This is a genomic window from Streptococcus hepaticus (assembly GCF_043656315.1).
Lineage (GTDB): Bacteria > Bacillota > Bacilli > Lactobacillales > Streptococcaceae > Streptococcus > Streptococcus hepaticus.
Map to the genome: position 1 here is coordinate 18,826 of NZ_JBINIY010000002.1, position 26,581 is coordinate 45,406.

General features: G+C 42.4%; 28 protein-coding genes and 4 pseudogenes. 23 read left to right on the forward strand and 9 right to left on the reverse strand.

The features are described from left to right. Window positions 1-3: 3 nt before the first annotated feature. The 3 genes from ACHUFA_RS02320 to ACHUFA_RS02330 are packed head-to-tail and all read right to left on the reverse strand — an operon-like array spanning window position 4 to window position 2,211. Window positions 4-303 carry a rhodanese-like domain-containing protein gene (locus ACHUFA_RS02320; RefSeq protein ID WP_394404799.1) on the reverse strand — a complete coding sequence of 100 codons (300 nt, stop codon included), beginning with the start codon at window positions 301-303 and terminating at the stop codon, window positions 4-6. Next, complete coding sequence (locus ACHUFA_RS02325) at window positions 296-1,951, reverse strand: FAD-dependent oxidoreductase (RefSeq protein WP_394404800.1); 1,656 nt, start codon at window positions 1,949-1,951, stop codon at window positions 296-298. The genes ACHUFA_RS02320 and ACHUFA_RS02325 overlap by 8 nt, the downstream gene beginning before the upstream one ends. Further along, complete coding sequence (locus ACHUFA_RS02330) at window positions 1,948-2,211, reverse strand: rhodanese-like domain-containing protein (protein WP_318530399.1); 264 nt, start codon at window positions 2,209-2,211, stop codon at window positions 1,948-1,950. Before ACHUFA_RS02330 ends, ACHUFA_RS02325 begins: the two co-directional genes overlap by 4 nt. Before the next feature lie 219 nt (window positions 2,212-2,430). Between ACHUFA_RS02330 and ACHUFA_RS02335 the strand changes: the two genes are divergently transcribed. From ACHUFA_RS02335 to gloA2, 3 genes are all read left to right on the forward strand, one after another. Further along, on the forward strand, window positions 2,431-2,691 hold the full coding sequence (locus ACHUFA_RS02335) for a metal-sensitive transcriptional regulator (RefSeq protein WP_222349078.1): 261 nt from the start codon (window positions 2,431-2,433) through the stop codon (window positions 2,689-2,691). A 94-nt stretch (window positions 2,692-2,785) separates the two neighbouring features. Continuing rightward, window positions 2,786-5,194: a DNA translocase FtsK gene (locus tag ACHUFA_RS02340; protein WP_394404801.1), complete on the forward strand. Its 2,409-nt coding sequence runs from the start codon at window positions 2,786-2,788 to the stop codon at window positions 5,192-5,194. Continuing rightward, window positions 5,194-5,580, forward strand: a complete 387-nt coding sequence (gene gloA2, locus ACHUFA_RS02345; RefSeq protein ID WP_394404802.1) for an SMU1112c/YaeR family gloxylase I-like metalloprotein — start codon at window positions 5,194-5,196, stop codon at window positions 5,578-5,580. The genes ACHUFA_RS02340 and gloA2 overlap by 1 nt, the downstream gene beginning before the upstream one ends. A 151-nt stretch (window positions 5,581-5,731) precedes the next feature. Here gloA2 and ACHUFA_RS02350 read toward each other — a convergent pair whose 3' ends face one another. Next, entirely contained in the window at window positions 5,732-6,085 is a 354-nt protein-coding gene (locus ACHUFA_RS02350) for a DUF3397 domain-containing protein (RefSeq protein ID WP_222349127.1), read from the reverse strand. A gap of 160 nt (window positions 6,086-6,245) precedes the next feature. On the opposite strand from ACHUFA_RS02350, the gene rplK reads away from it, so the two are divergent. From rplK to ACHUFA_RS02385, 7 genes and pseudogenes are all read left to right on the forward strand, one after another. Then, window positions 6,246-6,671 carry a 50S ribosomal protein L11 gene (gene rplK, locus ACHUFA_RS02355; RefSeq protein ID WP_222349081.1) on the forward strand — a complete coding sequence of 142 codons (426 nt, stop codon included), beginning with the start codon at window positions 6,246-6,248 and terminating at the stop codon, window positions 6,669-6,671. 94 nt (window positions 6,672-6,765) lie between these two features. Next, window positions 6,766-7,455, forward strand: coding sequence for a 50S ribosomal protein L1 (gene rplA, locus ACHUFA_RS02360; RefSeq protein ID WP_222349084.1), 690 nt, complete (start codon window positions 6,766-6,768; stop codon window positions 7,453-7,455). Between the two features lie 109 nt (window positions 7,456-7,564). Beyond that, the gene (yghU, locus tag ACHUFA_RS02365; RefSeq protein ID WP_394404803.1) at window positions 7,565-8,344 is read left to right on the forward strand and encodes a glutathione-dependent disulfide-bond oxidoreductase; all 780 of its coding nucleotides are present in this window, start codon (window positions 7,565-7,567) and stop codon (window positions 8,342-8,344) included. Window positions 8,345-8,437: 93 nt separating this feature from the next. Continuing rightward, window positions 8,438-8,794 carry a hypothetical protein gene (locus ACHUFA_RS02370; RefSeq protein ID WP_394404804.1) on the forward strand — a complete coding sequence of 119 codons (357 nt, stop codon included), beginning with the start codon at window positions 8,438-8,440 and terminating at the stop codon, window positions 8,792-8,794. Window positions 8,795-8,889: 95 nt separating this feature from the next. Further along, a pseudogene (locus ACHUFA_RS02375) lies at window positions 8,890-9,120 on the forward strand (hypothetical protein); the annotation flags it as partial. A 60-nt stretch (window positions 9,121-9,180) separates the two neighbouring features. Next, window positions 9,181-9,231: pseudogene (locus tag ACHUFA_RS02380) on the forward strand (hypothetical protein); the annotation flags it as partial. Window positions 9,232-9,235: 4 nt separating this feature from the next. Then, window positions 9,236-9,820 (forward strand): cysteine peptidase family C39 domain-containing protein, encoded by a 585-nt coding sequence (locus tag ACHUFA_RS02385; RefSeq protein ID WP_394404971.1) that lies wholly within the window; start codon window positions 9,236-9,238, stop codon window positions 9,818-9,820. Window positions 9,821-9,957: 137 nt separating this feature from the next. Here ACHUFA_RS02385 and ACHUFA_RS02390 read toward each other — a convergent pair whose 3' ends face one another. Both ACHUFA_RS02390 and ACHUFA_RS02395 read right to left on the reverse strand, forming a co-directional pair. Next, complete coding sequence (locus tag ACHUFA_RS02390; protein ID WP_394404805.1) at window positions 9,958-11,040, reverse strand: DEAD/DEAH box helicase; 1,083 nt, start codon at window positions 11,038-11,040, stop codon at window positions 9,958-9,960. Continuing rightward, on the reverse strand, window positions 11,018-12,016 hold the full coding sequence (locus ACHUFA_RS02395; RefSeq protein ID WP_394404806.1) for a Gfo/Idh/MocA family protein: 999 nt from the start codon (window positions 12,014-12,016) through the stop codon (window positions 11,018-11,020). Before ACHUFA_RS02395 ends, ACHUFA_RS02390 begins: the two co-directional genes overlap by 23 nt. Window positions 12,017-12,099: 83 nt before the next feature. Here ACHUFA_RS02395 and udk point away from each other — a divergent pair, with 83 nt between their 5' ends. The 10 genes from udk (at window position 12,100) to ACHUFA_RS02445 (ending at window position 20,935) form a co-directional block, all read left to right on the forward strand. Next, a complete protein-coding gene (gene udk / locus ACHUFA_RS02400; protein WP_222349103.1) occupies window positions 12,100-12,729 on the forward strand; it encodes a uridine kinase in 630 nt (209 codons plus the stop codon). A 1-nt stretch (window position 12,730) separates the two neighbouring features. Next, window positions 12,731-13,279, forward strand: coding sequence for a PadR family transcriptional regulator (locus tag ACHUFA_RS02405; protein ID WP_222349104.1), 549 nt, complete (start codon window positions 12,731-12,733; stop codon window positions 13,277-13,279). 268 nt (window positions 13,280-13,547) lie between these two features. After that, the gene (locus ACHUFA_RS02410; RefSeq protein ID WP_394404807.1) at window positions 13,548-15,119 is read left to right on the forward strand and encodes a 2-isopropylmalate synthase; all 1,572 of its coding nucleotides are present in this window, start codon (window positions 13,548-13,550) and stop codon (window positions 15,117-15,119) included. Beyond that, a complete protein-coding gene (leuB, locus tag ACHUFA_RS02415) occupies window positions 15,116-16,153 on the forward strand; it encodes a 3-isopropylmalate dehydrogenase (RefSeq protein WP_222349108.1) in 1,038 nt (345 codons plus the stop codon). The genes ACHUFA_RS02410 and leuB overlap by 4 nt, the downstream gene beginning before the upstream one ends. Then, entirely contained in the window at window positions 16,150-16,425 is a 276-nt protein-coding gene (locus ACHUFA_RS02420) for a DUF1294 domain-containing protein (protein WP_222349110.1), read from the forward strand. Before leuB ends, ACHUFA_RS02420 begins: the two co-directional genes overlap by 4 nt. After that, window positions 16,422-17,810, forward strand: coding sequence for a 3-isopropylmalate dehydratase large subunit (gene leuC, locus ACHUFA_RS02425; protein WP_394404808.1), 1,389 nt, complete (start codon window positions 16,422-16,424; stop codon window positions 17,808-17,810). Before ACHUFA_RS02420 ends, leuC begins: the two co-directional genes overlap by 4 nt. Further along, window positions 17,811-18,401, forward strand: coding sequence for a 3-isopropylmalate dehydratase small subunit (gene leuD / locus ACHUFA_RS02430; RefSeq protein ID WP_394404809.1), 591 nt, complete (start codon window positions 17,811-17,813; stop codon window positions 18,399-18,401). Window positions 18,402-18,447: 46 nt separating this feature from the next. Next, the gene (locus tag ACHUFA_RS02435; RefSeq protein ID WP_222349116.1) at window positions 18,448-18,945 is read left to right on the forward strand and encodes a GAF domain-containing protein; all 498 of its coding nucleotides are present in this window, start codon (window positions 18,448-18,450) and stop codon (window positions 18,943-18,945) included. Next, window positions 18,945-20,609: a DNA polymerase III subunit gamma/tau gene (gene dnaX / locus ACHUFA_RS02440; protein WP_222349118.1), complete on the forward strand. Its 1,665-nt coding sequence runs from the start codon at window positions 18,945-18,947 to the stop codon at window positions 20,607-20,609. The genes ACHUFA_RS02435 and dnaX overlap by 1 nt, the downstream gene beginning before the upstream one ends. 131 nt (window positions 20,610-20,740) lie before the next feature. Continuing rightward, window positions 20,741-20,935 (forward strand): DUF3272 family protein, encoded by a 195-nt coding sequence (locus tag ACHUFA_RS02445; RefSeq protein ID WP_222349119.1) that lies wholly within the window; start codon window positions 20,741-20,743, stop codon window positions 20,933-20,935. Here the strand turns inward: ACHUFA_RS02445 and birA are convergent. Then, complete coding sequence (gene birA / locus ACHUFA_RS02450; RefSeq protein WP_394404810.1) at window positions 20,907-21,848, reverse strand: bifunctional biotin--[acetyl-CoA-carboxylase] ligase/biotin operon repressor BirA; 942 nt, start codon at window positions 21,846-21,848, stop codon at window positions 20,907-20,909. The genes ACHUFA_RS02445 and birA overlap by 29 nt on opposite strands. Before the next feature lie 65 nt (window positions 21,849-21,913). Between birA and ACHUFA_RS02455 the strand changes: the two genes are divergently transcribed. Then, the gene (locus ACHUFA_RS02455) at window positions 21,914-22,948 is read left to right on the forward strand and encodes a M42 family metallopeptidase (protein WP_394404811.1); all 1,035 of its coding nucleotides are present in this window, start codon (window positions 21,914-21,916) and stop codon (window positions 22,946-22,948) included. 30 nt (window positions 22,949-22,978) lie between these two features. Next, a complete protein-coding gene (locus tag ACHUFA_RS02460) occupies window positions 22,979-23,452 on the forward strand; it encodes a glycerophosphoryl diester phosphodiesterase membrane domain-containing protein (protein WP_394404961.1) in 474 nt (157 codons plus the stop codon). A gap of 11 nt (window positions 23,453-23,463) precedes the next feature. On the opposite strand, the pseudogene ACHUFA_RS02465 reads toward ACHUFA_RS02460, so the two are convergent. Next, window positions 23,464-24,559: pseudogene (locus tag ACHUFA_RS02465) on the reverse strand (IS3 family transposase). 66 nt (window positions 24,560-24,625) lie between these two features. Here ACHUFA_RS02465 and ACHUFA_RS02470 point away from each other — a divergent pair. After that, window positions 24,626-24,703, forward strand: a pseudogene (locus ACHUFA_RS02470) (IS200/IS605 family transposase); the annotation flags it as partial. A gap of 251 nt (window positions 24,704-24,954) precedes the next feature. Here the strand turns inward: ACHUFA_RS02470 and ACHUFA_RS02475 are convergent. Next, window positions 24,955-26,532 carry an LPXTG cell wall anchor domain-containing protein gene (locus tag ACHUFA_RS02475; RefSeq protein WP_394404812.1) on the reverse strand — a complete coding sequence of 526 codons (1,578 nt, stop codon included), beginning with the start codon at window positions 26,530-26,532 and terminating at the stop codon, window positions 24,955-24,957. Window positions 26,533-26,581 lie beyond the last annotated feature (49 nt).

A 26,581-nucleotide genomic window follows, 5' to 3' on the forward strand; every position in this document is an offset into this window, starting at 1 on the left:
ATTTTATTTTTCTAATGCACCAGTCCAAGCGCTGGTTCCGCCATCAACATTGGTCACATCTAAGCCTTGAGCTTCCAAAAATTGGCAAGCACGCGCCGAACGCCCACCCATCTGGCAGACGATATGATAAGCTTTGTCTTTCTCAAGCTCGGAAAAGCTATCGCCTAGTTGGTTAAGAGGCACATTGACTGCCCCTGGAATATGGCCAAAGGCATACTCATCCGCTTCACGAACATCGATTAAGCGAATGTCTTCCGTCATCAACAAGTCTTTTAATTGATGAACTGTAATGTTTTTAGTCATGAATAATCTCCTCTGGCTTAACAGTGTTAAATAATTCATAAGCACCATCTAAGTTTTGAACCTTAAAACCGGCCTGTTTGAGCAAGCGTTCTGCTAGGTATGAGCGCAAGCCACTATGGCAGCTCACGATATAATCTTGAGCTGGATCTAGCTCAGACAGGCGGTCACGCAACTGGTCGAGTGGAATTGCAAGATAGTCTTTGAAATGCCCTCGAGCAATTTCACTAGGATTACGAACATCAAGCAGAATCTTGCCTTTAGCCAACTCTTCTTCAAGTTGATACCATTGGATAGAGTCGCTCAAACCCTCTGCCAGGTTCATAGCTACGTAGCCGGCCATATTGACAGGGTCTTTGGCAGAGCCAAATGGTGGTGCATAGGTAAATTCAAGTTCTGGCAAGTCAAAAATAGTCAACCCAGCCTTAATGGCAGTTGCTAAAATATCAATGCGTTTGTCAACGCCCTTTTGACCAATGGCTTGTGCACCGTAGATAGCGCCTGATTTTTTGTTAAAAATCAGTTTCAAAACAATATTTGTTGCTTCAGGATAGTAACCAGCGTGGTCATTTCCACTCGTATGAACAACAGCGACATCTTCAAAAGCTTGACGCGCTGCACGCTCACTCAAGCCAGTTGAGGCAGCAGACAAGCTAGAGGTACGAACAATAGCTGTTCCAATACTTCCCTTGTTATGACGACCTAAGCCAGCAATAACATCCGCTACCTGACGACCTTGACGATTGGCGGGGCTCGCTAAGGAAATTAAGGCATCTTGACCAGTGATTTCTTGTTTAACCACAATAGCATCACCAACAGCATAGATATCTTTTTGGCTAGTTTCATAGTTGTCATCAACTAGAATACCACCACGCAAACCAAGTTCAATGCCAGCTTTTTCAGCTAAGTCAGATGCTGGCACGACACCGACCGACATAATGGTTACGTCCGAAATCAATTCTTGATCATCTTCCAATACAATCACTCGGCCACTATCTTTGAAAGACTTAGCAGATTGACCTGTGATGACACGAACCCCGTTTTTGACCAATTCGGACTGCATAAAGGCTGCCATTTCCTGGTCAAGTGGCGGCAAGACATGCGATGCTTTTTCCACAATAGTTACTTCTAACCCTTTATGTGCCAAGCTTTCAGCCGTTTCAAGTCCGATAAAACCTGCCCCGATGACAGTGGCTTTTTTAGCAGAAATGGTTTCTAAATGCCCCATAATCTTATCTAAATCTGGAATATTGCGAAGACTAAAGACATTGTCAGCTTCCTTTAAGCCCTCCATTTGCGGAATAAATGGCTTAGCGCCTGGCGACAGAATTAATTTGTCGTAACTTTCTTGGTAAGTTTTTTCAGCTGAACGAACGGTTACTTCTTTTTTGTTAACATCAATACTGATAACTTCTTGCTCTGGGCGAACATCAAGATTGAAACGCGCTCGCAATTGTTCTGGTGATTGCACAATCAAGCTGGAACGCTCTGCAATTTCTCCAGAAACATGGAAGGGCAAGCCGCAATTGGCAAAAGACACATAAGGCCCCTTATCCAAAACAATGATTTCAGCATCTTCCATCAAACGACGTAGGCGAGTTGCTGCTGACATACCCCCTGCTACACCACCGACAATTACAATTTTCGTCATTTCTTTCCTCCTATGTTTTTTCCTATCCAAGCAAGCATGCCTCCTTTGACATGGATTGCTTGGTAGCCTTTTTTACTTAAAATTCTTGCAGCTTTCTTACTACAAATACCAGATTGACAGATGAGATAGACTGGTTTTGTAGTATCCACTCTATAGCTATCAATAGTTGATAGAGGAATATTTCTAGCATCTTTTATATGCCCCCTGTAGGTATTTGGTTTCTGTCCGTACATCGACCAATACAAGGTTCTTTTTCTCAAGCAAGGTAGCTAGTTGGCATGTGGAAATATTCGTATAACTTGATTGAAAGAGCTTGTTAAAGATTGATTTTATCATATAATCTACTTTCTTTATCTTAAATACCTCCGTGGGTATAATTGAATAATAGCATAATTTTCTTCCACTGGTCAAGCAAAAACATTACATCCTTAAAAATTGACAAGATACCCTAAGGTGGTATAATAAAATAAGGAGGTTTTATGACTCAAGATAAAAAAAATATTCTTAATCGGCTCAAACGTGCGGAAGGACAACTGCGTGGGATTCAAAAGATGATTGAAGAAGAGCAAGAGTGCATTGATATTGTAACGCAATTGACAGCTGTACGTTCAAGTATTAATCGTACATTGGGGCTGGTTATTGGCAATAAGATTACCCAAGTCATCGAAAATCCAGTTGATGACAAGGAAGAACAAGAACAGAAAATTCAGCAAGCGCTTGACTTGATTGTAAAAAAATAAGACAGACCCCATTGGCTTTTGGAGTCTGTTTTTCATGTCTGAAAAAATAGGAGAAATATGGTAAAATAAAAAGATATGGGATAGTGAGGAATTTATGAAGAAAAATACAAAAAAAGGAAAAACAACACGCCGTCCGACCAAGGCAGAACAGGCCCAACGTCAGAACTTACACTCTATACTGTTACGGATCGCTGGCTTGATTTTATTGGGATTTGCTGCTGTAAAGATGGGAGTTTTTGGAGTTACAGCCTATAATTTGTTGAGAGCCTTAGCAGGTAGTGCAGCTTATTTACTTTTAGCAGGCATAGTGGTCTATTTGATTTTTGGGCAACATCTCCATCGCCAAGAAGGGATTGTCTCTGGTTTTCTCCTCTTCTTAGCAGGTGTTTTGTTGGAATTTCAAGCCTACTTAGATGTTACCTATAAAGGAACGAATTTATTTGGCCATACTCTTACATTATTGTTAGAAGATGGGACAAAGTTCCAAGTGAGCCATTATTTGGGTGGTGGACTGGTCGGAGGGATCATATATATGCCTGTTTCCTTCCTATTTGCGACCATCGGTAGTTTCTTTATCGGTCTCTTGTTGATAGCCTTTGGTCTCTTTTTCATGAGTCCGTGGTCTGTCTATGATCTAGCAGATATGTTTGCTTTGGCTATGGAAAAACACCAAGAAAAGAGCGCTCTTCGGGCAGAAAAACGTGAGGAAAAGCGCTTGCTTAAGGCTGCTGAGAAAGAAAGACGGTTGGCAGAAGAAGCACTTCGTCGCGAAGAGGAAGCCTTGGCGGAGGTTGAACGCTTGGCTTTGCAGGAAGAAACACCAGTTTTTGATCCGTACCAAGTTAATCTGGAAACGGGTGAGATTTTGGAAGATATGCCACACGAACCAATTATTCGTGACTACCAAGAGATGCATGTAGCGGCTTTTCCGGTTGAGGAGATTGCTGTAGATACGGATGAAGAATTTCCAGTTCTCTTGGCAGAAGAGGAACCTCTTGGTCTTGAGATAGACGAGGAGGAGAGTGATGAGGAAATCATTTTCTCAAAACCTGCTCCAAGCCTTAAGGAGCGTTTAGCGTATCAATTACCGTCTATTGATTTATTTGCTCCAGCTAAGGCGAGTAGTCAAGTGAATGAGAAAAAATTGGTTCGTCACAATATCAAAGTATTGGAAGACACTTTTGCCAGTTTTGGAATAAAAGTTGTCGTAGAACGTGCTGAAATTGGTCCCTCTGTGACTCGTTATGAAGTAAAACCAGCCGTTGGTGTTCGTGTCAATCGTATTTCTAATTTAGCAGATGATTTGGCTCTGGCTTTGGCAGCTAAGGACGTCCGTATAGAGGCGCCTATTCCTGGAAAATCTCTGGTAGGAATTGAAGTCCCCAATTCAGAAGTGGCGTCCGTTTCCTTCCGTGAGCTGTGGGAACAAGCCCAGACCAATCCGCGTAAACTCCTTGAGGTTCCTCTTGGAAAAGCTGTTAATGGATCAGCTAAAAGTTTTGATTTGACCAAAATGCCTCACCTCTTGGTGGCAGGCTCAACTGGCTCAGGGAAATCTGTTGCGGTTAATGGTATCATTTCGAGTATTCTCATGAAAGCTCGTCCTGACGAAGTCAAATTTATGATGATTGACCCTAAAATGGTGGAATTGTCTGTCTACAATGACATTCCTCACCTGCTCATTCCCGTAGTGACCAACCCACGTAAGGCCAGCCGTGCCTTGCAGAAGGTGGTAGATGAGATGGAAAATCGCTACGAGCTCTTTAGTAAAGTCGGCGTTCGTAATATTGAAGGTTACAACGTCAAGGTGGAAGAATTTAATGCCCAGTCGCAGGAAAAACAAATTCCACTTCCTCTTATCGTGGTCATCGTAGACGAGTTGGCTGACCTCATGATGGTGGCCAGCAAAGAAGTTGAAGATGCCATTATTCGTTTAGGACAAAAGGCGCGTGCAGCAGGGATTCACATGATTCTAGCTACTCAGCGTCCGTCGGTTGATGTCATCAGTGGTCTGATTAAGGCCAATGTGCCGTCTCGTGTAGCCTTTGCTGTTGCTTCTGGGACAGATAGTCGAACCATTTTGGGAGAAAATGGGGCTGAAAAACTCTTAGGGCGTGGTGATATGCTCTTTCACCCCATCGGTGAGTCAGCTCCCCTTCGTTTACAAGGTTCCTTCATTTCGGATGATGATGTCGAGCGTATTGTGACCTTCATTAAAGATCAGGCTGATGCTGAGTACGATGAAAACTTTGATCCAGGTGAAGTTTTTGAAAATGATGATCTTTCTGGAAATGGAGCTGGCGCTTCATCAGAAGGAGACCCTCTCTTTGCGGAAGCCAGAGCTTTGGTTATCGAAACACAAAAAGCTAGCGCCTCTATGATTCAACGTCGTTTGTCAGTCGGCTTCAACCGAGCAACTCGTCTCATGGAAGAATTAGAAGAAGCAGGTGTCATCGGACCAGCAGAAGGCACCAAACCAAGAAAAGTATTGGAGACCCAGTAATGAATTTGCAAGATATCCACCATATTGCCATTATCGGACGTGACTATAAAAAAACGCGAGAATTCTATGTTGACAAGCTCGGATTTGAACAACTAGATGAGCATATTCGTCCTGATAAAAATGACATTCTTTTTAATGTCAAAAAAGGAGATACAGTCCTTGAAATCTTTATCAAGCCAGACGCTCCAATCAGACCTGTCATGCCTAATCCAGAACATACAGGGCTACGTCATTTGGCCTTCAAAGTAGAAGATGTAGAAACCTGTTTACAGGAATTTGACCGCTTGGCTATTCCTCATGATCCTTTGCGGACAGATGATTTTGATGGAAAGAAGATGGCATTCTTCTTTGACCCCGATGGACTTCCCTTGGAAATACATGAATAAAAAGGTACACAAAAAGGGCCAGAGACAACTGTCTTTGGTCCTTTAATGTTTGTAGATAAATTAGTTTGACGAAGTTTTTTTGCCTGCACAATAACTGTTGTAACCTTCCTTAGTAGCGCAAGCAATTTCGACAAAGGGAGTCAGGTTCTCTTTATTTCATAAAGAAAATAGAAATAACAAGTGCCAAATACATGAGGAAGGTGAGAATAAAACCGGCTCGCCAAAAAAGTTTAAAAAAGCGGCGAGGTTCAAATTCCTGCTTCTTAAAAACCATGTAAGAGCAGATGCCGAGCGCTAGAATACCAAGAGCCAGACCGAGAAGCGGTAGTTGACTATGGTAGTAAGCCTTGTCTGAAATCAAGTAAAATTCACAAATAAAAAGTGGAAAAGCAATATCTGCAAAATTAAGCCCTTTTTTTCGTAAACCAAGGAGCTTCACTAGGATAACCGAAATGGTTAAGCTCAGGATTAAAAAGAGAATTGCGGCAATTTTTAATAAGATCAGATTCATGTCTTTATTCTATAAAAAAAGTCAAAAAAAGTAAACTTTTAACTTGCAATTAAAACAGTTAATCTGTATAATAGTATGGTATGTGTAAAGCACATATTTGTGGGAGGTAAAAATCTTTTAATTACCGCCAAAACCACAAAAGGAGGATTTTTTCATGGCTAAGAAAGTCGAAAAACTTGTAAAACTTCAAATTCCTGCTGGTAAAGCTACTCCAGCTCCACCGGTCGGACCAGCACTTGGTCAAGCAGGGATCAACATCATGGGATTCACAAAGGAATTCAACGCTCGTACAGCTGACCAAGCTGGTATGATCATTCCTGTTGTAATCACTGTATACGAAGATAAATCATTTGATTTCGTCTGCAAAACACCACCAGCTGCTGTTCTTTTGAAAAAAGCTGCAGGTGTTGAAAAAGGTTCAGGCACACCAAACAAAACAAAAGTTGCAACAGTTACTCGTGCACAAGTACAAGAAATTGCTGAAACTAAAATGCCAGATTTGAACGCTGCAAACATTGAGTCTGCAATGCGTATGATCGAAGGAACTGCTCGTTCTATGGGATTCACTGTTACTGACTAATCAGCAACAACCCTAGACCCGCTTAACTTCATCATTTCCGATGAGTGACGTGGGAGATGAAAATCGTATGACCACATTACAAGGAGAATAAAACATGGCTAAAAAAAGCAAACAAATGCGTGCTGCTCTTGAGAAAATCGACAGCACAAAAGCTTACAGCGTAGAAGAAGCTGTAGCACTTGCAAAAGAAACTAACTTTGCAAAATTTGACGCAACTGTAGAAGTTGCTTACAACTTGAACATTGACGTTCGTAAAGCAGACCAACAAATCCGTGGTGCAATGGTATTGCCAAACGGTACTGGTAAAACTGCTCGCGTATTGGTATTCGCTCGTGGCGCTAAAGCTGAAGAAGCTAAAGCTGCTGGTGCTGACTTTGTTGGTGAAGACGACCTCGTTGCTAAAATCAACGGCGGTTGGTTGGACTTCGACGTGGTTATCGCTACACCTGACATGATGGCACTTGTTGGTCGTCTTGGTCGTGTGCTTGGTCCACGTAACTTGATGCCAAACCCTAAAACTGGTACAGTAACTATGGATGTTGCTAAAGCAGTTGAAGAGTCTAAAGGTGGTAAAATCACTTACCGTGCTGACAAAGCAGGTATCGTGCAAGCTGTTATCGGTAAAGTATCATTTGAAGCTGATAAATTGGTTGAAAACTTCAAAGCTTTCAACGATGTAATTGTCAAAGCTAAACCAGCTACTGCTAAAGGTACTTACATCACAAGCCTTACAATCACTACAACACAAGGTGTTGGTATCAAAGTTGATACAAACTCATTGTAATCAGTAGTTCCAAGACTGTCTTCGGGCAGTCTTTTTTGTGCTTTGTGTTGTATTTTTACAATTTATACTTATTTTCGATAATATAAAAATAAAGTAAAGGAGTAAACAGATGACAGATTATGTAAAACCAGCCGTTTGGCGTTGGGAAGATGAAAATGATCGTCCAAGTGGCAATCGTCCAACAGCAGGCAGTCGTTTTGAACAGCATCTCCCTAAGGGAAATCATCGCTTTCAAGTTTATTCGTTAGCGACTCCAAATGGAATTAAGGTACCAATTGTTTTAGAAGAGTTAAAAGAACTCGGTCATGCTGCAGATTATGATTTATTCAAGATTGACATCGGTAAAGGCGATCAGTTTGGTTCAGATTTTGTCGCCCTCAATCCTAACTCCAAAATTCCAGTCCTCTTAGACCAGGAAAACGGCTTGAATGTTTTTGAGTCAGCCAATATCTTGCTGTATTTGGCAGAACTGTTTTCAGGTTTGGTGCCAAGTGATCTGACTGGACGAACTGAGGTCTTGAATTGGCTTTTCTGGCAGACTGGTGCGGCACCGTTTGTTGGCGGAGGCTTTGGCCATTTCTTTTATTACGCACCAACAGCGCAGGAATACCCTATTAACCGTTATACCATGGAAACCAAACGTCAGCTGGATGTCTTGAATCAACTCTTGGCGAATCGTCCTTATATTGCGGGGGAAGATTACAGCATTGCTGATATTGCTATCTGGTCTTGGTATGGTCGTCTTTTGGACGGTAAATTGTATGCGGGTGCTGCTGAATTTTTAGATAGGCAAGCTTATAAACATGTCCTTGCTTGGTCTGAAAAAATCAAAGAGCGTCCAGCGATTCAACGTGCTTTATTAAAGGAATACAGGTCAATAGAAGGATAGGGGATTCCTTATCTTTTTTACTAAAAAAATACTTGATAAAGAGACTTCTAGCAAGGTAAACTAGATATTAAATATATTAAATTTGGAGAAATTATGAAAAAGAATAAGAGACAGTTTGCTCTCAAATGTACGACTTTTTTAGCCATTAGCTTATTTGGTTGGGCGCAGTTGGGAGTTGTACAAGCTGAGGAAATTTCGTTTTCAACAGGAGCGAGTACAGCGACAGTAACTGGTGAGACAGATCCTACTTCAACAAGTTCTTCGACAAGCACAGTAGTTCATCCTCTGTTTCGACAGAAGATTCTAGCAGTCAAGAAAGCAGTGCGACAACAACAACTTCCTCTTCAACAGAGCAGAAAGCAAATCAAAAAACGGAACCTGCGCTTTCTCCACAAGTTCAGACTCTACAGATGGCGATTTTGGCCTTGGATGAGACACATTATCGGTTGACACTTTCAGGCTTAGGAGCAGATTTTAGCGATGTTGAGTTTCCTACTTGGTCTGAAAAAAATGGGCAAGATGATATTAAATAGTATAAGGCAAATCGTTTAGCGAATGGAGATTGGGAAGTGGAGTTGAGTCTATCGGACCATAAATTCACAACTGGTCACTATGCAGTCCACCTTTACGCTAAAAATACTAGTACTGGTAAGAGACAGGGGGTTCTAGCCAGTCAAGGCTTTGATGTGACAGAAGCGCAAGTCAAAAATTTCCAGCCTAGTTTGACAACAAATTTAGGAGATAAAGGGATTGCCATTTCTTACCAGTCTGTCTAAATTTCAAATCCCCAAAATCTTAGAATTGCTGTTTGGTCTGACGCAAAAGGTCAAGATGATTTGAAGTGGTACACAGCTGGTCGTAAAGGTACTTCTACCTTTATCGGTAGTTTCAATGCCCAAAATCATAAGGGAACTGGCAAATACCACATTCATTTATACGGCACAATTAATGGGTCTTGCTACAACAAGTGTTCAAGTCAATAAAGCAGCCTATTCTGCTCCTTATTATTCACAGTTAGATGGCCGTTGGAGTGGTGTACGACTTGGGACAGGTAGTTTTGGAGCAACAGGATGTGTGCCGGCTACCATGTCTATGATTATTTCTGCTGTGAAAGATCAAACAGTGCCCCCTATTCAAGTTGGGAATTATCTTTACTATAATACCTTAGAATTTAACTACTCTTATCTGGGTACAAGTAGCCGTGGAGTTGTCTTTGCAGCAAGAAACTGGGGCTTGAAAACACAGGTTCTGAATTCACAACTGGCCTTGGCAAAAGCCTTGCAGGAAGGCTGTTATGTAGCAGCTGCAGTTGGTCCAAGTCAAGTAAGTATATTGTGGCTGGTGGGCATGAAATTGTCCTCAAAGGCTACAGTAATGGCAACAACTATGTTCTTGACCCTTATAATCCTCGTAATAATGGTTGGACCAGCCTATCTTATATCTAGAATGTTCAAAGTACGGATTCCATTGATTTGACAGAAGGTCGTCCATTTATTAAAGTAACTGACTAAAAATCCTGCTTAGGAACGACTATCAGAACAAATAAAAATGAACAAAGCTACAGTTCTCGTTAGAAGTTTTGTAGTTTTATTCATTTTTTAGTCTAAACTCTTTTATACCTTATAAAATTCTTGATTTTTCAAGACGATTTCGCTGACCGTAGCGTATTTTTTAAGATTTTTCAAATCACTTGGATTGGTCACGAGGGTAATGACAAATCCATCTTTACCCATTCGTCCTGTCCGTCCTGCACGGTGAGTGTAGACTTCCTTATCACGAGGGACTTCAAAGTTGAGCACGCATTCAAGATTGTCGATGTCCATACCACGAGCGACTAAATCAGTAGCAAGAAGCAGATTAATCTCGAGCTCTTTGAACTTTTCGATAATCACCTTGCGGAATTTGACATTGACATCAGAGGCGAGTGAGACAACATTTGCCTGACGGTAGGTCAGTTTTTCCTCGGCAGCACCTAAATCGGATAGGCTGTTGAAAAAGGCTAGCGCTCGAAAATCAGGAATGTTGGCCAGCTTGCGTAGGAGTTCCATCCGATCGCGCTTATCCACCATCATATAACAGTGCTGGATATTATCCAATTTTTGGTCTGTCAAATCGAGTTTCACAACATCTGTAGCTAGTTTTTTTTGATCAAATTTGGCAGTCGCACTCATGTATATCAGCTGGTGATCGCGCGGTGCGTAGCGGAGGATTTTATCCACAAAATGGTATTGGGAATCGCTGAAAAGTTCATCAAACTCGTCCAAAATGATGGTGTTGATATTCATCATTTTGACTTTTTTGAGTTTGATGAGTTCAAAAATCCGTCCCGGTGTTCCGATTAGAATTTCAGGTCCTTTTTTCAAGCGTTCGATTTGACGCTTTTGGCTAGAGCCTGATAGGAAGAGTTGTGCTGTTAAGCCGATTGGCTCAGCCCATGTTTTACAGACTTCAAAAATTTGTCCAGCCAGCTCAGTATTGGGAGCCAAAATCAAGAGTTGCTGGGCTTTTTTTGGTGTCAGAGAAAGTAAACTTGGCCAGAGATAGGCTAGGGTTTTACCCGTTCCTGTTGGACTGATACCTAGGAGATTTTTTCCTAATGAAATAGGTTGGAATGCTGCCTCTTGGATAGCTGTAAATTCGGTAAAGTTAAGCTGTTCTAGCTGTTCTTGCCAACTAGTTGGAAATGTTTCCTTCATGTATATCCGCCTTAAATGTAATGTTTGCGCTTTGGCGCATGGTGTAAAGTGTCTGATGAACATTTTCTGCATCGTCTAACCAGTGGTTGACACTGCTTTGGTCTTGCTCCATGATAGCTTGGGCAAAGGCTTGCGCTTCTTCCAGCATACGGTCAGGGGCTGCTTGGATTGGCAAGGCTGTTTCGGTTCCATCACAGGCTGTGAAAATAGCAGAGCGAATGTCTTGGCAATCGTTAAGCGTCAAGGTTCCGTCAGTTGTATAAATCTCACTTGGAAGATTGCTGGTCAAGTTTTTACCTGCTTGGACAGTGACCATAAAGGTATCGTAAATCAATTGTCCGATGCCATTGATATCTACTGTATTTGGCAGTTGCACGGCTGTATAGTGAGCTGTATTTGGTTTGCCAATCAAACCGATAGCAGCATAGAGGGTATAAACACCTAGGTCCATGAGGGCACCGCCGGAAAAGTCAGCAGAGAAGACATTGGGTTCTTTTCCTGCTAGAAGGTCTCCCATTTTTGAAGAGTATTTGGCGTAAGTAAAGTGACCACCGATAATTGTCTGGTCTGCCAAAAAATCACGGATAATCTGGAAGGCATTTTCTTGATAATTACGAGCCGCTTCAAAGAGGAAAACCTGATTTTCTTGCGCTAATTGACGTAGTTGAGCGAGTTCGCTAGGTGTCGATGCGATTGGTTTTTCGACGATGGTATGCTTACCTGCTTTTAAGGCTAAACTGGCTTGTTCAAAGTGGAGTGAGTTTGGGCTGGCAATATAAATGACATCAAAATCTGCCTTGAAAAATGCTTTAAAGTCAGTAAAACAGTCCACATTTTCATAGTCTTTGACAAATGCTTGAGCTGTTTCTAAACGACGAGAATAAACTGCGCTAAGTTGATATTTTTTTGAAAGAGTTGCAGCAGCGATAAATTGATGTGAGATGCTATTGGTTCCAATAATTCCAAGTTTTAACATGTGTTACCTCCTAAGGTGTTCTACCTTTCATTATAGCATGATTTTTGGTAAAATAGAAAGAAGTAGAAAAAGAGGAGACAGAGATGATTCAAAAACCCATTATTATTGGCGTGACGGGTGGTTCTGGAGGAGGAAAGACAAGTGTTTCCCAAGCTATTTTAGCAAATTTCCCAGATTCAAAAATTGCCATGCTTGAGCACGATTCTTACTATAAAAATCAAGATCATTTGACCTTTGAAGAGCGAGTGAAGACTAACTATGACCATCCATTGGCTTTTGATACGGACTTTATGATTGAGCAATTGAGGGAATTGATTGCGGGTCGTCCGGTGGATATCCCCATCTATGACTATACTCAACATACGCGTAGCAAGGAAACTTACCGTCAGGAGCCGCAAGATGTTTTCATTATTGAAGGAATCTTGGTGATGGAAGACGAGCGCTTACGTGATTTGATGGATATTAAGATTTTTGTTGATACAGATGATGATATTCGGATTATTCGTCGGATTAAGCGGGATATGGTAGAGCGCGGACGGAGTTTGGATAGCATTATTGAGCAGTATACCAGCGTTGTTAAACCGATGTACCATCAATTCATTGAGCCAACTAAGCGTTACGCAGATATTGTCATTCCAGAAGGAGTGAGCAATGTGGTAGCCATTGACTTGATCAATACAAAAGTAGCAAGTATTTTGCAGGAGCGCAATTAAGATGCCTAGAGAACGAATTTTACCTCATATCATTTTAGGAATTATGTCATCAAATGATGGAGAAATGCTGGGTAAGGATATTATCGCCTTTTTCAATCGTGAAATTGGGGAATTTTGGCAGGTTGCCCACAGCCAAGTCTATCCAGAACTCAAACGAATGACAGCAGAAGGGTTTTTGACCTGTCATGGTTTGCCAGATAATGATAAGGAAAAATTGTATCGTTTGACGGAGAAAGGGCAGGAGCAACTGGAGTCCTGGTTGGCTATTCCCAATCAAGAAACACCCAAGCAACGGGATATCTTCTCCCTTAAGATGTTTTTCATCCAAAAAATGGATGACGAGCGGATTCCGATGCTATTACAGGGGCAGATTGATATCTTAGAAGCTCATTTAGCGCACATGGAAGAAAGAAAAGCAACATTGTTCGCTGAGCAGGCAACGATTAAGAACAACTATGGGCATTATCTCATCCTTCGTCGTGCGATTGCTCGTAACAAGAGTCAATTGGAATGGCTACGTGAGGTTTTAGAAGAAGTGTTAGCAGGATAGAATTACTATCCTGTTTTTCTTTGGTACAATTTACAGAATTAACAAAATTATCAGAAAATTCTTGACAAATGGTTTTTACACTGCTAAAATAGGATTATCACATTTCAAGGAGAATGCCAAATGGTTTCAAGCTACAAGACAATCTTGTTGTTGCGATAGAGGGGCTAGTGCAAGAGCATTAGTCCTGTTTGGCTTACCAAGCGGGAAGGACATCTCGCTGGTTGGTGAGATGTTTTTGTTTATCCAGAAAAAAGAAAGTGGTGGAAGTATGCGTACAGTTGAATTTTTAGATACCAGTCTGCGAGATGGTGAGCAGACGCCGGGAGTCAATTTTTCGGTTAAAGAAAAGGTTGCGATTGCGAAACAGCTTGAAAAATGGGGCATTTCAGCCATTGAAGCGGGATTTCCCGCGGCTAGTCCAGATTCATTTGTCGCAGTTCAAGCCATTGCAGCTGCTATGAAAAAGACAGCAGTGACAGGCTTGGCGCGATCGGTCAAGTCAGATATTGATGCCTGCTATGAAGCTTTAAAAGGGGCAAAATATCCTCAGATTCACGTTTTTATTGCAACTAGCCCCATCCATCGAGAATTTAAGCTTAATAAAAGTAAGGAAGAAATTTTAGTAGCTATTACAGAACATGTGTCTTATGCTCGCAGTAAGTTTGAGGTGGTTGAATTTTCTCCAGAAGATGCGACGCGGACAGAACTGGACTTTCTTTTGGAAGTGGTCCAAACAGCGGTGGACGCAGGTGCTAGCTACATCAATATTCCTGATACTGTTGGCTTTACAACACCTGAAGAATATGGCAATATTTTCAAGTATTTGATTGAGAATGTTAAAGCAGACCGCGAGATTTGTTTCAGTCCCCATTGCCACAATGACCTCGGTATGGCGGTGGCCAATACCCTTTCGGCTATCAAAAATGGAGCTGGTCGTGTAGAAGGAACTGTCAATGGTATCGGTGAGCGAGCTGGAAATGCGGCCTTGGAAGAAGTTGCGGTGGCACTGAATATTCGTCAGGACTACTATCAAGTGGATAGTCCCATTGTCCTATCTGAAACGGTCAATACTTCTGAAATGATTTCTCGCTTCTCTGGCCTTCCAATCCCTAAAAACAAGGCTGTGGTGGGAGGGAATGCCTTTTCACATGAGTCCGGAATTCATCAGGATGGTGTTCTTAAAAATCCACTGACTTATGAAATCATCACACCAGAATTGGTGGGTGTCAAATCTAATTCATTGCCTCTGGGCAAATTGTCTGGTCGCCATGCCTTTACCGAAAAACTCAAGGAACTTCAGTTAGCATTTGACGAGACAGAAATCAAGACCTTGTTTGCTAAATTCAAGGATTTGGCAGATAAAAAACAGGACATTACAGATTCGGATATCCGTGCCTTGGTAGCAGCAACAACGGTTGAAAATGTAGAAGGCTTTCACTTTGGTGACCTCAAATTGGCTTCACACAGTGATGAAACCATTACCGCAACAGTTACCATGGTCAATCAAGAGGCAGAGACGGTGGAATTGGTGGCAGACGGAAAAGGTTCTGTGGAGGCGATTTTCAATGCTATCGATGACTTCTTCAAGCAAGCAGTCCGTCTGGATAGTTTCACTATTGATGCCATTACCGACGGGATTGATGCTCAAGCGGCTGTAAATGTAACGGTAGAAAATCAAGATACAGATACCATTTTCAATGCGACAGGGATTGACTTTGATGTATTAAAAGCAGCAGCCATTGCTTATATCAATGCCAATATTAAAGTGCAAAAAGAAAACAGTCGTCAATCTGTCCCCTTATCTGAAAAAGATTTCCCAAAGAATGTGGAGGAGTTATGACCAAGAAAATTGTTTCTTTGGCTGGTGACGGTATCGGTCCAGAAATCATGGAAGCGGGTTTACAAGTGCTTGCTGCGGTTGCAGAGAAAATCGGTTTCAGTTACCAAGTCGAGGCGTACCCATTTGGTGGTGCGGGAATTGATGCTGCAGGGCATCCGTTACCAACTCAAACTTTGGAAGCAGCCAAGACAGCAGATGCTATTTTGTTAGCAGCCATCGGTGGTCCTCAGTATGACCAGGCTCCTGTACGACCAGAACAAGGGCTCTTAGCCATTCGTCAGGCATTAGGACTCTTTGCCAATATCCGTCCTGTTAAAATCTTTCCAGCTTTAGAACACCTGTCTCCTCTGAAAACGGAGCGAATTACTGGCGTAGATTTTGTCCTTGTGAGAGAATTAACGGGTGGAATCTATTTTGGTCAGCATGAGTTGCAGGAAGACCGAGCGCGTGATGTTAACGATTATACAGCTGAGGAAATCCGTCGCATTATGATAGCAGCCTTTGAACTAGCTCAAACTCGTCGGAAAAAAGTGACTAGTATCGACAAGCAAAATGTGCTTGCAACTTCAAAACTTTGGCGGAAGGTCGCTGAAGAAGTGGCTCAGGATTATCCTGATGTGGTTTTAGAACACCAGTTGGTGGACAGTGCAGCCATGGTCATGATTACCAATCCAGCCCGCTTTGATGTGGTAGTGACGGAGAATTTGTTCGGTGACATTTTGTCCGATGAGGCTTCAGTACTTCCTGGTACACTGGGGGTCATGTCTTCTGCTAGCCATTCGGCCTTTGGTCCGAGCCTTTATGAGCCCATACACGGTTCAGCGCCTGATATTGCTGGGAAAGGAGTTGCAAATCCTATCAGCATGATTTTGTCGGTCGCTATGATGCTGCGTGAGTCTTTTGGGCAAATAGCTGGCGCAGAGCAGATTGAAAATGCGGTGGAAAAGACCCTGAGCCAAGGGATTCTAACACGAGATTTAGGAGGAAGTGCCTCGACAAGTCAGATGACAGAGGCCATTATTAAGAATTTATGACAATCGAACAAGCAGGCATGCTGATTTTACTCATTTGGAATATAGTAGTATTTGCTACCTATGGTGTAGATAAAGGGAAGGCGATCCGCCAAAGTTGGCGTATTCCTGAGAAAACTCTCCTCTTAATGAGTTTTTTTGGCGGGGGAGTCGGTGCTTTTCTGGCTGGGCGATTCTTTCATCATAAGACACGAAAGTGGTATTTTAAAGCTATTTGGATACTGGGGATTTTGGTTGATGCAGCCCTGCTTTATGGACTATGGAGGTGGAGATGACAGGGAAATCTATTTTTGATAAACTTTGGGAACGCCACGTCATCACTGGCAATGAGGGCGAACCTCAACTCATGTATGTGGACCAGCATTATATTCATGAGGTAACGAGTCCCCAAGCTTTTGACGGTTTGCGAGAAGCTGGTCGCCGTCTGCGTAGACCAGAATTGACCTTTGCGACCTTCGACCATAATGTACCAACCGTGGATATTCACAATATCCGCGATGTGATTTCCAAGGCCCAAATGGATGCCCTTTCTCGCAATGTGGTGGAATTTGGTGTGGAAACTGCAGAACATGGTTCGGACAAGCAGGGGATTGTCCACATGGTGGGTCCAGAAACAGGGCGGACCCAGCCTGGGAAATTTATTGTCTGCGGAGATAGCCACACAGCTACTCATGGCGCATTTGGTGCCATTGCTTTTGGGATTGGGACCTCGGAAGTGGAACATGTTTTTGCTACTCAGACCATTTGGCAGGTCAAACCAAAGCGCATGCTGGTTAAATTTGTCGGGAAACCCTCTAAAGGAGTCTTTGCCAAGGACTATATCATGGCCTTGATTGCTCAATACGGTGTGGCTTGCGGTGTCGGTTATGTGGTCGAATATGCAGGTGAGGCAGTAGAAGCCCTATCCATGGAAGAACGCATGACCATCTGCAATATGTCTATCGAATTTGGCTCAAAAATGGGGCTCATGAATCCTGACCAGAAAACCTATGATTATCTACAGGGGAGAGAATGCGCGCCAGCTGATTTTGACCAAGCAGTGGCAGACTGGAAGAACTTGGTGTCAGACGAGGATGCAGTCTATGACAAGGTCATTGAATTGGACGTGGCTAGCCTAGCTCCAATGGTAACTTGGGGAACTAATCCGGCTATGGCGGTAGCCTTTGACCAAGCCTTTCCTCCTATTCGCGACCTCAATGACGAGCGTGCCTATGCCTACATGGGCAGTCAGCCAGGGGAAAAGGCAGAAGATATTGAACTGGGCTATGTATTTCTAGGGTCTTGTACCAATGCTCGCCTCAGTGACTTGCAACTAGCGGCTAAAATTGTTAAAGGAAAGAAGATTGCTCCCAATCTGACAGCCATTGTCGTCCCAGGGTCTCGCCCTGTCAAGCAGGCAGCAGAAAAATTAGGTCTAGATCAGATTTTCATGGAGGCAGGATTTGAATGGCGGGACCCAGGCTGTTCCATGTGCCTCGGCATGAACCCTGACAAGGTACCGAGTGGTGTGCATGCGGCCTCAACCAGCAATCGAAATTTTGAAGACCGTCAAGGTTTTGGTGCAAGGACTCATCTCTGCAGTCCCATAATGGCCGCCGCTGCTGCTATTGCAGGTCAATTTGTGGATGTTAGACAATTACCAGAATTGGAGGAGGTCTAAGTGGAAAAATTTACCATTTACACAGGGACGACAGTTCCGCTTATGAATGACAATATCGATACAGATCAGCTGTTACCCAAGCAATTTCTCAAACTAATTGATAAGAAGTGCTTTGGCAAATATCTCATGTATGCTTGGCGCTATTTGGATGACAACTATACAGAAAATCCTGATTTTATTTTCAATCAAGCTCCTTATCGCAAGGGGACCATTCTTATTAGTGGGGATAATTTTGGAGCAGGTTCTTCCCGAGAACATGCTGCTTGGGCACTGGCAGACTATGGCTTTCGAGTGATTATTGCAGGTTCTTTCGGAGATATTCACTACAATAACGACCTTAACAACGGCATTTTGCCAATTGTCCAACCCCGTGAGGTTCGTGAAACATTAGCTGCTTTGCATCCAGACCAAGAAGTGACAGTAGACTTAGAAAAACAGATGATCTTCTCCCCAGCTGGTAATTTTCACTTTGACATTGATGCAGACTGGAAACACAAATTATTGAATGGCTTGGATGATATTGGCATCACCCTCCAATATGAGGACTTGATCACCCAATACGAAAAAAATCGGCCTAGCTACTGGAAGTAACAAGTACCGCTATCAACTGGTAGCGATTTTATGCTATAATGAGAACATGAAAAATCAAGAAAAAGTATCCAACTATCAATTACTATTGGCTCAGCATGAGGCTCTTTTAGACGGGGAGCGCAATGCCTTGTCCAATCTCTCCAATGCCTCTGCACTACTTAAGCAGGCCCTGCCGAATTCTGTCTTTACAGGTTTTTATCTTTTTGATGGTCAAGAATTGCTGCTTGGGCCCTTCCAAGGCCATGTATCCTGCGTTCATATTGCACTTGGAAAAGGTGTTTGTGGGGAATCAGCAGAAAAAAATGAGACTCTTATTGTGGATGATGTGCGGACCCATGCCAACTATATCTCTTGTGACAGCGCAGCCATGTCTGAAATCGTTGTTCCCATGGTAAAAAATAGGAAATTGTTAGGTGTGCTGGACTTGGATTCTAGTTTGGTAGCGGATTATGACGCCATTGACCAAGAATATTTGGAAAAATTTGTTGCCTTGTTGATAGAGAAAACAGACTGGAATTTTGCCATGTTTGGAGAGAAAAACTAATGTACCAAGCTCTTTATCGAAAATACCGTAGCCAGACCTTCCAGGAAATGGTAGGACAAGAAGTGGTTGCGACTACCTTGCGCCAAGCCATTGAGCAGGAAAAAATCAGCCATGCTTACCTTTTTTCAGGTCCACGTGGGACAGGTAAAACTTCCGCAGCTAAAATTTTTGCTAAGGCAATGAACTGCACCAATCAAGTCAATGGCGAGCCCTGCAATGATTGCTATATCTGTCAATCAATCACCGAAGGCAGTTTAGAGGATGTCATCGAGATTGACGCGGCTTCAAACAACGGTGTGGACGAAATCCGTGATATCCGTGATAAGTCGACCTATGCACCTAGCCTAGCCAAGTACAAGGTCTATATCATTGACGAGGTTCATATGCTGTCAACCGGGGCCTTCAACGCTCTGTTGAAGACCTTGGAAGAACCGACGGAAAACGTCGTCTTTATCCTAGCAACAACAGAACTGCACAAGATTCCAGCGACCATTCTTTCGCGTGTACAGCGTTTTGAATTTAAGGCTATTCAGACGTCGGATATTCAGGCACATTTGGCTTGGATTTTGAAAAAGGAAGCCATTTCCTACGATGAGCAAGCCCTGTCCATGATTGCGCGTCGAGCAGAAGGTGGGATGCGTGATGCCTTGTCTATCTTGGATCAGGCCCTCAGCCTCAGTCAAGAAAGTTATGTGTCCCTTGCGATTGCGGAAGAAATTACGGGTTCAATTAGCTTGGTTGCCTTGGATGACTATGTAAGTGCTATCCGTATGCAGGATGCGTCGGCCGCTTTGGCACAATTGCAGACCATTTTTGATAATGGGAAAAGTATGAGTCGCTTTGCGACAGACTTGCTTCATTATTTGCGGGACCTCTTGATTGTCCAGACTGGCGGGGGGAATACGCATTCTAGTCAAGTATTCTTGGACAATCTGAATTTACCACAAGACCAGATTTTCCAGCTCATTGGTCAGGTCACTAAGGGATTGGCAGATATCAAGTCTAGTCCACAGCCCAAGATTTATGCAGAAATGATGACCATTCAACTGGCTCAAGCCAATGTCAGTCAGACAGCAGCCATTCCAGAGAATCTTGCCCAGCAAATCGCTGGTTTACAGGCACAAGTAGTCGCTTTACAGGAAAAAGTGAACACCCTATCTAGCCAACCAAGTGATGTTAAACCGGTTAGCCGTAAACCACAAACTCGCAAGGCCTATCGTCCAGACACCAATCGCGTGCACCTGATTTTGCAGGAAGCCATGGAAAATCCTCAGCTTGCGCGTGAGAATCTCATGCGATTGCAAAATGCTTGGGGTGAAATCATTGAAAGTTTAGCTGGCGCAGATAAGGCGCTCTTGATTGGCTCTAAGCCTGTCGCAGCCAATGAAAATCATGCTATCCTAGCCTTTGATTCTCGCTTTAATGCTGAGCAAACCATGAAACGAGATAATCTGAATACCATGTTTGGGAATATTCTCAGCAGTGCAGCTGGATTTTCACCGCAAATTTTGGCCATCGCAGAAGAGGATTGGACAGCTATTCGCGCTGAGTTTTCTGCCAAAGTGAAGGGACAAAAATCTGAAGCAGCAGAGGAGAAGGAGGAGAACCTCCTACCAGAAGGGTTTCAATTTTTAGCAGATGATGTGACAGTTGTGGAGGATTGATGGGGAAGCTGTTACCAATTTCTACATTCCCCTATGAAGATAGTCATTCATCGTTTCATTTTTACGACTCGAAAAGAAAATAAGTAACTAAAAAAACAGCGAATTCGCTGTTTTTTTGCTATACTAATGATATGAGAGTTTCACAGTTTTTAATTTTAGCTATTTTTACGGCTCTTGCGACCTATTGGATGAATGCCGCCTTTATTGCAGGAGATTATTTTTGGGCCTGCCTCTATGCTTTTTTTGTCTTTCGCAATTTACGCTTTAGCTATCGTGTGACCAAATTTATTCAAACGGTCATTCCGCGTTCCAAGAAGAAAGGCTAATTTCCCCGCTGGAGAGGATTTTTTCTTGCCCGTTTTCAAGTTGCACGATTAGCTCCCCTGTATCGGTAATGACTCTTGCCTGTCCATGAAATGTTATCTGATTTTCCACAAAGCTCACTTGTTTTCCTAAAACGAGTGATTTTTCTTTGTAGATTTTTATTAATTGATCATCCGAAGTTGTAAAAAAGACCCGCCAAATTTCTGCGATTAATTCATTTCGCGAAAGAGTTGGAGCTTGTTCAAAGAGATTGCCCGCCTTGTTTTCTAATTCCTGCGGAAAATGTTCCAAGTGAAAGTTGAGACCAACCCCAATCATCATATCGGTTACCGTTTGTGTCTCGATGGACGAAATGGCTTCTGTCAAGATACCAGCTATTTTCTTCCTCTTTAAGTAAATGTCATTGACCCATTTGACTTGTGGTTCAAGTCCCGTCAGATTTTCGATGGCTTTGACAATGGCTGCCGCTACCAAAATGGTGTAGGGTTTGATAGTGGAAAAACTAGCATTTGGTGTCAGATGAAGGGTCATGTAGATTCCTCCAGTTGGCGCGAAGAAGGCACGACCAAAACGCCCACGCGCTCCTTCTTGAGAGGGAGCAAGATAGAGGGCAGGGGCTACATTGCCAGACTCTAAGCCAATTTTGGCGTCTAGCTGAGTAGAGCGACTATGCGCCTGGTAATGGACGGGGATAGCCAAACCCTGGCTAATCCAATCGGCTACGAGGAGGTCTCCTTTGATCAGTTTATAGCCAACATTTTGTACAGCTTCAATGACCAAACCCTGTTTTTCCAGTTGCTGAATGGCCTTCCAAACGGCTGTTCTTGAAATTCCCAGCTTCTTTGCTAGTTCTTCTCCGCTGATGGAATCCTCTGCTTGAGCTAGTAAGAGGTAAATTTTTTCGTATGTTTTCATACTATTAGTATACCAAAAAGAACTAGCTAGATGATATAATGGAAATAGATAAAAAAGGAGAATTCATGAATACACTTGATTATATTGTAAAATTGACCAACACCCCTTCACCAACCGGCTTTACCACAGCCATCATGGACTATATCAAAGCGGAAGCTGAGTCTTTTGGTTACGCAGCTGTGAAAACGCCAAAAGGAGGCGTCATGGTGTCTGTTAAAGGACAAAATGACCAAGAACACCGTGTCGTGACAGCTCACTTGGACACATTAGGCGCTATTGTCCGTGCGGTTAAGCCAGATGGCCGTCTCAAAATGGACTTGGTCGGTGGCTTTGGTTATCCATCTATTGAGGGAGAAAACTGTCTGATCCATGTAGCAAGCAATGGCAAAAACTACACTGGTACTATTCTTATGCATCAAACTTCTGTTCATGTTTACCGCGATGCCAACACAGCTGAGCGTAATCAGACCAATATGGAAATTCGTTTGGATGAAAAAGTGACTTCTGCAGCTGAAACACGCGCACTTGGTATTGAGGTCGGAGATTTTATCTCTTTTGATCCACGTACTACAGTAACGGAGTCAGGTTTCATCAAGAGTCGTCACTTGGATGACAAGGTTTCTGCAGCCATTCTCATTAACTTACTTAAAGTTTACAAGGAAGAAGGAGTAGTTCTCCCTTATACGACTCATTTCTACTTCTCAAACAATGAAGAAATTGGCTACGGTGCCAACTCAAGCCTACCAGCGCAAACGGTAGAATACTTGGCTGTGGATATGGGAGCAATGGGGGATGACCAACAGACGGATGAATATACGGTTTCGATCTGTGTTAAAGATGGTTCAGGTCCTTATCATTATGAACTCCGTCAACAGTTGGTAGCATTGGCTCAAAAAAATGATATTCCGTTTAAATTGGATATTTATCCTTATTACGGCAGTGATGCTTCGGCAGCCATGCGGGCAGGCGCAGACGTTCGTCATGCTCTTCTCGGTGCTGGTATCGAGTCTAGCCACTCCTATGAGCGTACCCATATGGACTCAGTTGTCGCAACAGAGCGTATGGTGGATGTGTATTTGAAATCAGAAATGATCTGCTAGAAAAAAAGGAAAACTAGAGCGTATAAAAAAATAACACATGAATTTCAAAAAATATATGATAATCTAGATAAAATTTTACTCTTGTTCTTTACCGTGTTTTTGGTCATGGAGTTGGTCTGGATACCACTCAATTCATGGATAGCGGAGTCTCTCTTGTCGTTGACAGGACACGCTTATTTTTCACCGACCAATTTTTTCAAAGTTTTTTCGGCTAATATTTTCGTCTCTATCTTGTTTATTCTCTTAGTTGTAGTCAATATTTTGGTGGCCTATCTAGAGCCTACCCTCATGTTTACGGGGATTCGTCATCTCTTAGATAGTCGATCAAAAGATTTGCGAGATTATCTGCGAGATGTAAGGGAAGATATGGGGCAAGTTATCCATCATATCAGCCTGTCAAAGGTCCTATTTTTACTCTTTTATGTTTTGATGTTGTTACCGTTTTTACGTAGAGTCTTAAATATTTATTTGGAAAGGCAATACTTTTCTGAACAAAATTTATAAAGTGTATTTCGTTAGGCAATCCATCGAAGATCCATTGGCGTTTGGTAGTTAAGACTGCCATGGGATTCGATGATAGTTCCACCAATGGACATAATCCTTAGTTTTAAGGGTTAATTCTTCCAGAGAGCGGAAGTTTTCTTGGTTGATAAATTCCAGTTTGAAGGAGCGATAGGTACTCTCAGCGACCGCATTGTCATAAGGACATCAGTGAACGTGTGATGCCAAAGGCTTCTAACATCTCATCAATCAAGGCATTATCAAATTCCTTACCACGATCAGAATGGAAGAGTTTGACCTTGGTCAGAGCGTAGGGAATGCTTTGAATGGCTTCTTTGACCAAGTCAGCAGTCTTGTGCCAACCAAGGAAGAGGCCAATGATTTCACGATTGAAGAGGTCAATAATCAAGCAAACATAAGCCCAACCATTACCGACACGAACGTAGGTTAAGTCTGACACTAAAGCTTTTAGAGGCTTTTCTTGATGAAATTGTCTGGCTAAGTGATTAGGAATAGCTGCCTCATTCTTCCCTTTTGAATATGGCTTGAAGGCTGCTTTCTGGTAAACGGATACTAAGTTGAGTCTGTGCATGATGCGACGAATCCGACGACGAGACAGCTGGATGCCTTCGTTTTTCAAACATTTCTTGATTTTCCTAGCTCCGTATCTGGCCTTACTTTCGAGAAAAATAGCTTTGATTTTTTCTTCAAGCTCGGTATCAGATACGGATTCCACAGCTTTGTAGTAATAGCTAGAACGAGGAATACCCAACCACCGACACATGGCTGAAATACTATATTTGTCTTTGTTAGCAGTGATTACTTCTCTTTTCGTGCCATAATCACCGCCGCTTACTTTAGGATATCTAGCTGTATTTCGAGTTCTTTATTACGCTTTCGGAGCTCAATCAGCTCACGCTGCTCATCTGTAAGATTATCAATAGTTTTAAAGGAACCAGTTGTTCTTGCTTGTTTAACCCACTTATCGAAGGTTGAGGGCATTAAATCATATTCTTTGATCAGTTCACTGCGTTTTCTACCTGCATTGTGCAAGTCAACGATTTGTTGTTTGAAGTCATCTGTGAAGTAACGGCGAATTTTTCTAGACATAGTTTTTTCCCTATTTTCTTTAGTGTAGAACACTTTATAAATTCTGTCTAGTTTAGTGTAACCTGTTCAGACATTGCTCTTGATAAGTTGAGCGTAAAAGAATATGAGGATCCATTTTCGGATGGAAGTTTCAGAACACGATAAAAGCCCGTTGTTACGGGCAATAGTCAAGTAATAGAAGCATAACCTGAACAACGTTCAGCTAGCGTCTTTAGACGCTGCTGGAGACTAACGGCTTACAGCCGGTGTACAAGCCACCCGTTTTCACGGGTGGTTATGACTTATCACGCACCTTACGGAGTGTCACGGACTAAAAGTCACATAACAGAAAACAATAGATTGAACTTCAATCTATTGTTTATTTCTTATTTAACAATAGGTGGAACCTTATTGTTTTATTGTTTTTTAGAACGTTTCTGTCTTAGTGCAAAGAGACCCGCTATTAACGCTACAAGTACTCCTCCAATCCCTACAAAAATGCTACTACGTTCTCCTGTATTTGGTAACGTCGCCTTTCCTGTTTTTTTGGTGTTGATTGTGTGTTCGACGGTTGGAGTATTTGGACTAACTGATGTAGGCGCCCCTTGTACTTGAGGACCTTTTGGCTCTGCCTTAGGTTCCATCGGTTTGTCTTCTGAGACTTTAGGTTCTTCCTTAGGTTCCATCGGTTTATCTTCTGAGACTTTAGGTTCTTCCTTAGGTTCCATCGGTTTATCTTCTGGGACTTTAGGTTCTTCCTTAGGTTCCATCGGTTTATCTTCTGGGACTTTAGGTTCTTCCTTAGGTTCCATCGGTTTGTCTTCTGAGACTTTAGGTTCTTCCTTAGGTTCCATCGGTTTGTCTTCTGAGACTTTAGGTTCTTCCTTAGGTTCCATCGGTTTGTCTTCTGAGACTTTAGGTTCTTCCTTAGGTTCCATCGGTTTATCTTCTGAGACTTCCTTCTCCACAACAGGTGATAGAGTCATTGACTGTTTTAGAACAGTATTTTCATCAACTGGTCTGTTCTGTTCATCCACCCAACCTGTTATTTTGTAACCTATTTGAAGAACGAGTTCGCCTGGTTGAGGTTCTATACCAGGCGAAGCAGTTTTTATTCGGGGAAGAACATCCTTTAAACGAGTTCCAGGAGAGACAGTTTGTACAGCGGGATTGTTACGAATATAGTATTTTGCAGAGGGATCTGTTAGAATATTTTCTCCGTTGCCCTCTTTAAAGGTAATTGTAAGTTGTTCAGTTGGATTTTCCTTTGGTTTTTCTGGATTCAACGGAGATAATATGATACCATCATTTTGGGGAGTTTTCACAAACGTAGTTGCTGCGAGAGAAGCAGGTTCAACGGGAGCAAAGTACGCATATCGTTTCATAACTGCTACAAATGGAAAGGATTGCTGGTTATCATTCGGTAATGTAGCTGTGATAGTGAATGTGACAGGACCCTTATCTTTTCTTTCATTTAGAACAAAGACCTTAGAAAATAGGTCTGTGTTTTTCCATTCATCTAATCTTGTATCTCTAGAGGAAATCCTACCCACAGACCATCCCCATTGATTGGAAAGTCCATCTGTTGGGTGATTCTTATCGTAAGCTTTAAACAGACCTGTCGTTGAGAATTGATTGATCAACTCTTGACTAGTACTATTATCTATAATACTGGTAATAGTAGCATTTTTCGGAGTAAAGAAGTAGTAGGCTCCGACGCTTTCGGAAGAGAAACTCCAGCCGGTTGCATTAAAGGTTACTATCCATTTAACGGTGTTGGAAGTTGGTTGTTCTCGGGCAATAGACACAGTGTTTACTCCAACATTATTATTCTGAATTTGTTCTGTTTTGGTGTTGGTCACTGGTTCAGTGACAGTTGATGGATTTATTTCAGACACCGTCTCTGCCTTGATCGCTGGTAGCTGGGATACCATTAAAGTACCCAAGACGGCTGTACTGAGTAGTAAATTGTTAAGAATGGTTTGTTTTCTCATATCTTCCTCCTTTAATTTGATTGAGTAAACGATTCTGGTTTGTAAATCT

Coding starts and splice junctions, on each gene's coding strand:
- ACHUFA_RS02320 (WP_394404799.1), bottom strand. CDS start 303: ATGACTAAAAACATTACAGTTCATCAATTAAAAGACTTGTTGATGACG.
- ACHUFA_RS02325 (WP_394404800.1), bottom strand. CDS start 1,951: ATGACGAAAATTGTAATTGTCGGTGGTGTAGCAGGGGGTATGTCAGCA.
- ACHUFA_RS02335 (WP_222349078.1), top strand. CDS start 2,431: ATGACTCAAGATAAAAAAAATATTCTTAATCGGCTCAAACGTGCGGAA.
- ACHUFA_RS02340 (WP_394404801.1), top strand. CDS start 2,786: ATGAAGAAAAATACAAAAAAAGGAAAAACAACACGCCGTCCGACCAAG.
- gloA2 (WP_394404802.1), top strand. CDS start 5,194: ATGAATTTGCAAGATATCCACCATATTGCCATTATCGGACGTGACTAT.
- rplK (WP_222349081.1), top strand. CDS start 6,246: ATGGCTAAGAAAGTCGAAAAACTTGTAAAACTTCAAATTCCTGCTGGT.
- rplA (WP_222349084.1), top strand. CDS start 6,766: ATGGCTAAAAAAAGCAAACAAATGCGTGCTGCTCTTGAGAAAATCGAC.
- yghU (WP_394404803.1), top strand. CDS start 7,565: ATGACAGATTATGTAAAACCAGCCGTTTGGCGTTGGGAAGATGAAAAT.
- ACHUFA_RS02370 (WP_394404804.1), top strand. CDS start 8,438: ATGAAAAAGAATAAGAGACAGTTTGCTCTCAAATGTACGACTTTTTTA.
- ACHUFA_RS02385 (WP_394404971.1), top strand. CDS start 9,236: ATGCCCAAAATCATAAGGGAACTGGCAAATACCACATTCATTTATACG.
- ACHUFA_RS02390 (WP_394404805.1), bottom strand. CDS start 11,040: ATGAAGGAAACATTTCCAACTAGTTGGCAAGAACAGCTAGAACAGCTT.
- ACHUFA_RS02395 (WP_394404806.1), bottom strand. CDS start 12,016: ATGTTAAAACTTGGAATTATTGGAACCAATAGCATCTCACATCAATTT.
- udk (WP_222349103.1), top strand. CDS start 12,100: ATGATTCAAAAACCCATTATTATTGGCGTGACGGGTGGTTCTGGAGGA.
- ACHUFA_RS02405 (WP_222349104.1), top strand. CDS start 12,731: ATGCCTAGAGAACGAATTTTACCTCATATCATTTTAGGAATTATGTCA.
- ACHUFA_RS02410 (WP_394404807.1), top strand. CDS start 13,548: ATGCGTACAGTTGAATTTTTAGATACCAGTCTGCGAGATGGTGAGCAG.
- leuB (WP_222349108.1), top strand. CDS start 15,116: ATGACCAAGAAAATTGTTTCTTTGGCTGGTGACGGTATCGGTCCAGAA.
- ACHUFA_RS02420 (WP_222349110.1), top strand. CDS start 16,150: ATGACAATCGAACAAGCAGGCATGCTGATTTTACTCATTTGGAATATA.
- leuC (WP_394404808.1), top strand. CDS start 16,422: ATGACAGGGAAATCTATTTTTGATAAACTTTGGGAACGCCACGTCATC.
- ACHUFA_RS02435 (WP_222349116.1), top strand. CDS start 18,448: ATGAAAAATCAAGAAAAAGTATCCAACTATCAATTACTATTGGCTCAG.
- dnaX (WP_222349118.1), top strand. CDS start 18,945: ATGTACCAAGCTCTTTATCGAAAATACCGTAGCCAGACCTTCCAGGAA.
- ACHUFA_RS02445 (WP_222349119.1), top strand. CDS start 20,741: ATGAGAGTTTCACAGTTTTTAATTTTAGCTATTTTTACGGCTCTTGCG.
- birA (WP_394404810.1), bottom strand. CDS start 21,848: ATGAAAACATACGAAAAAATTTACCTCTTACTAGCTCAAGCAGAGGAT.
- ACHUFA_RS02455 (WP_394404811.1), top strand. CDS start 21,914: ATGAATACACTTGATTATATTGTAAAATTGACCAACACCCCTTCACCA.
- ACHUFA_RS02475 (WP_394404812.1), bottom strand. CDS start 26,532: ATGAGAAAACAAACCATTCTTAACAATTTACTACTCAGTACAGCCGTC.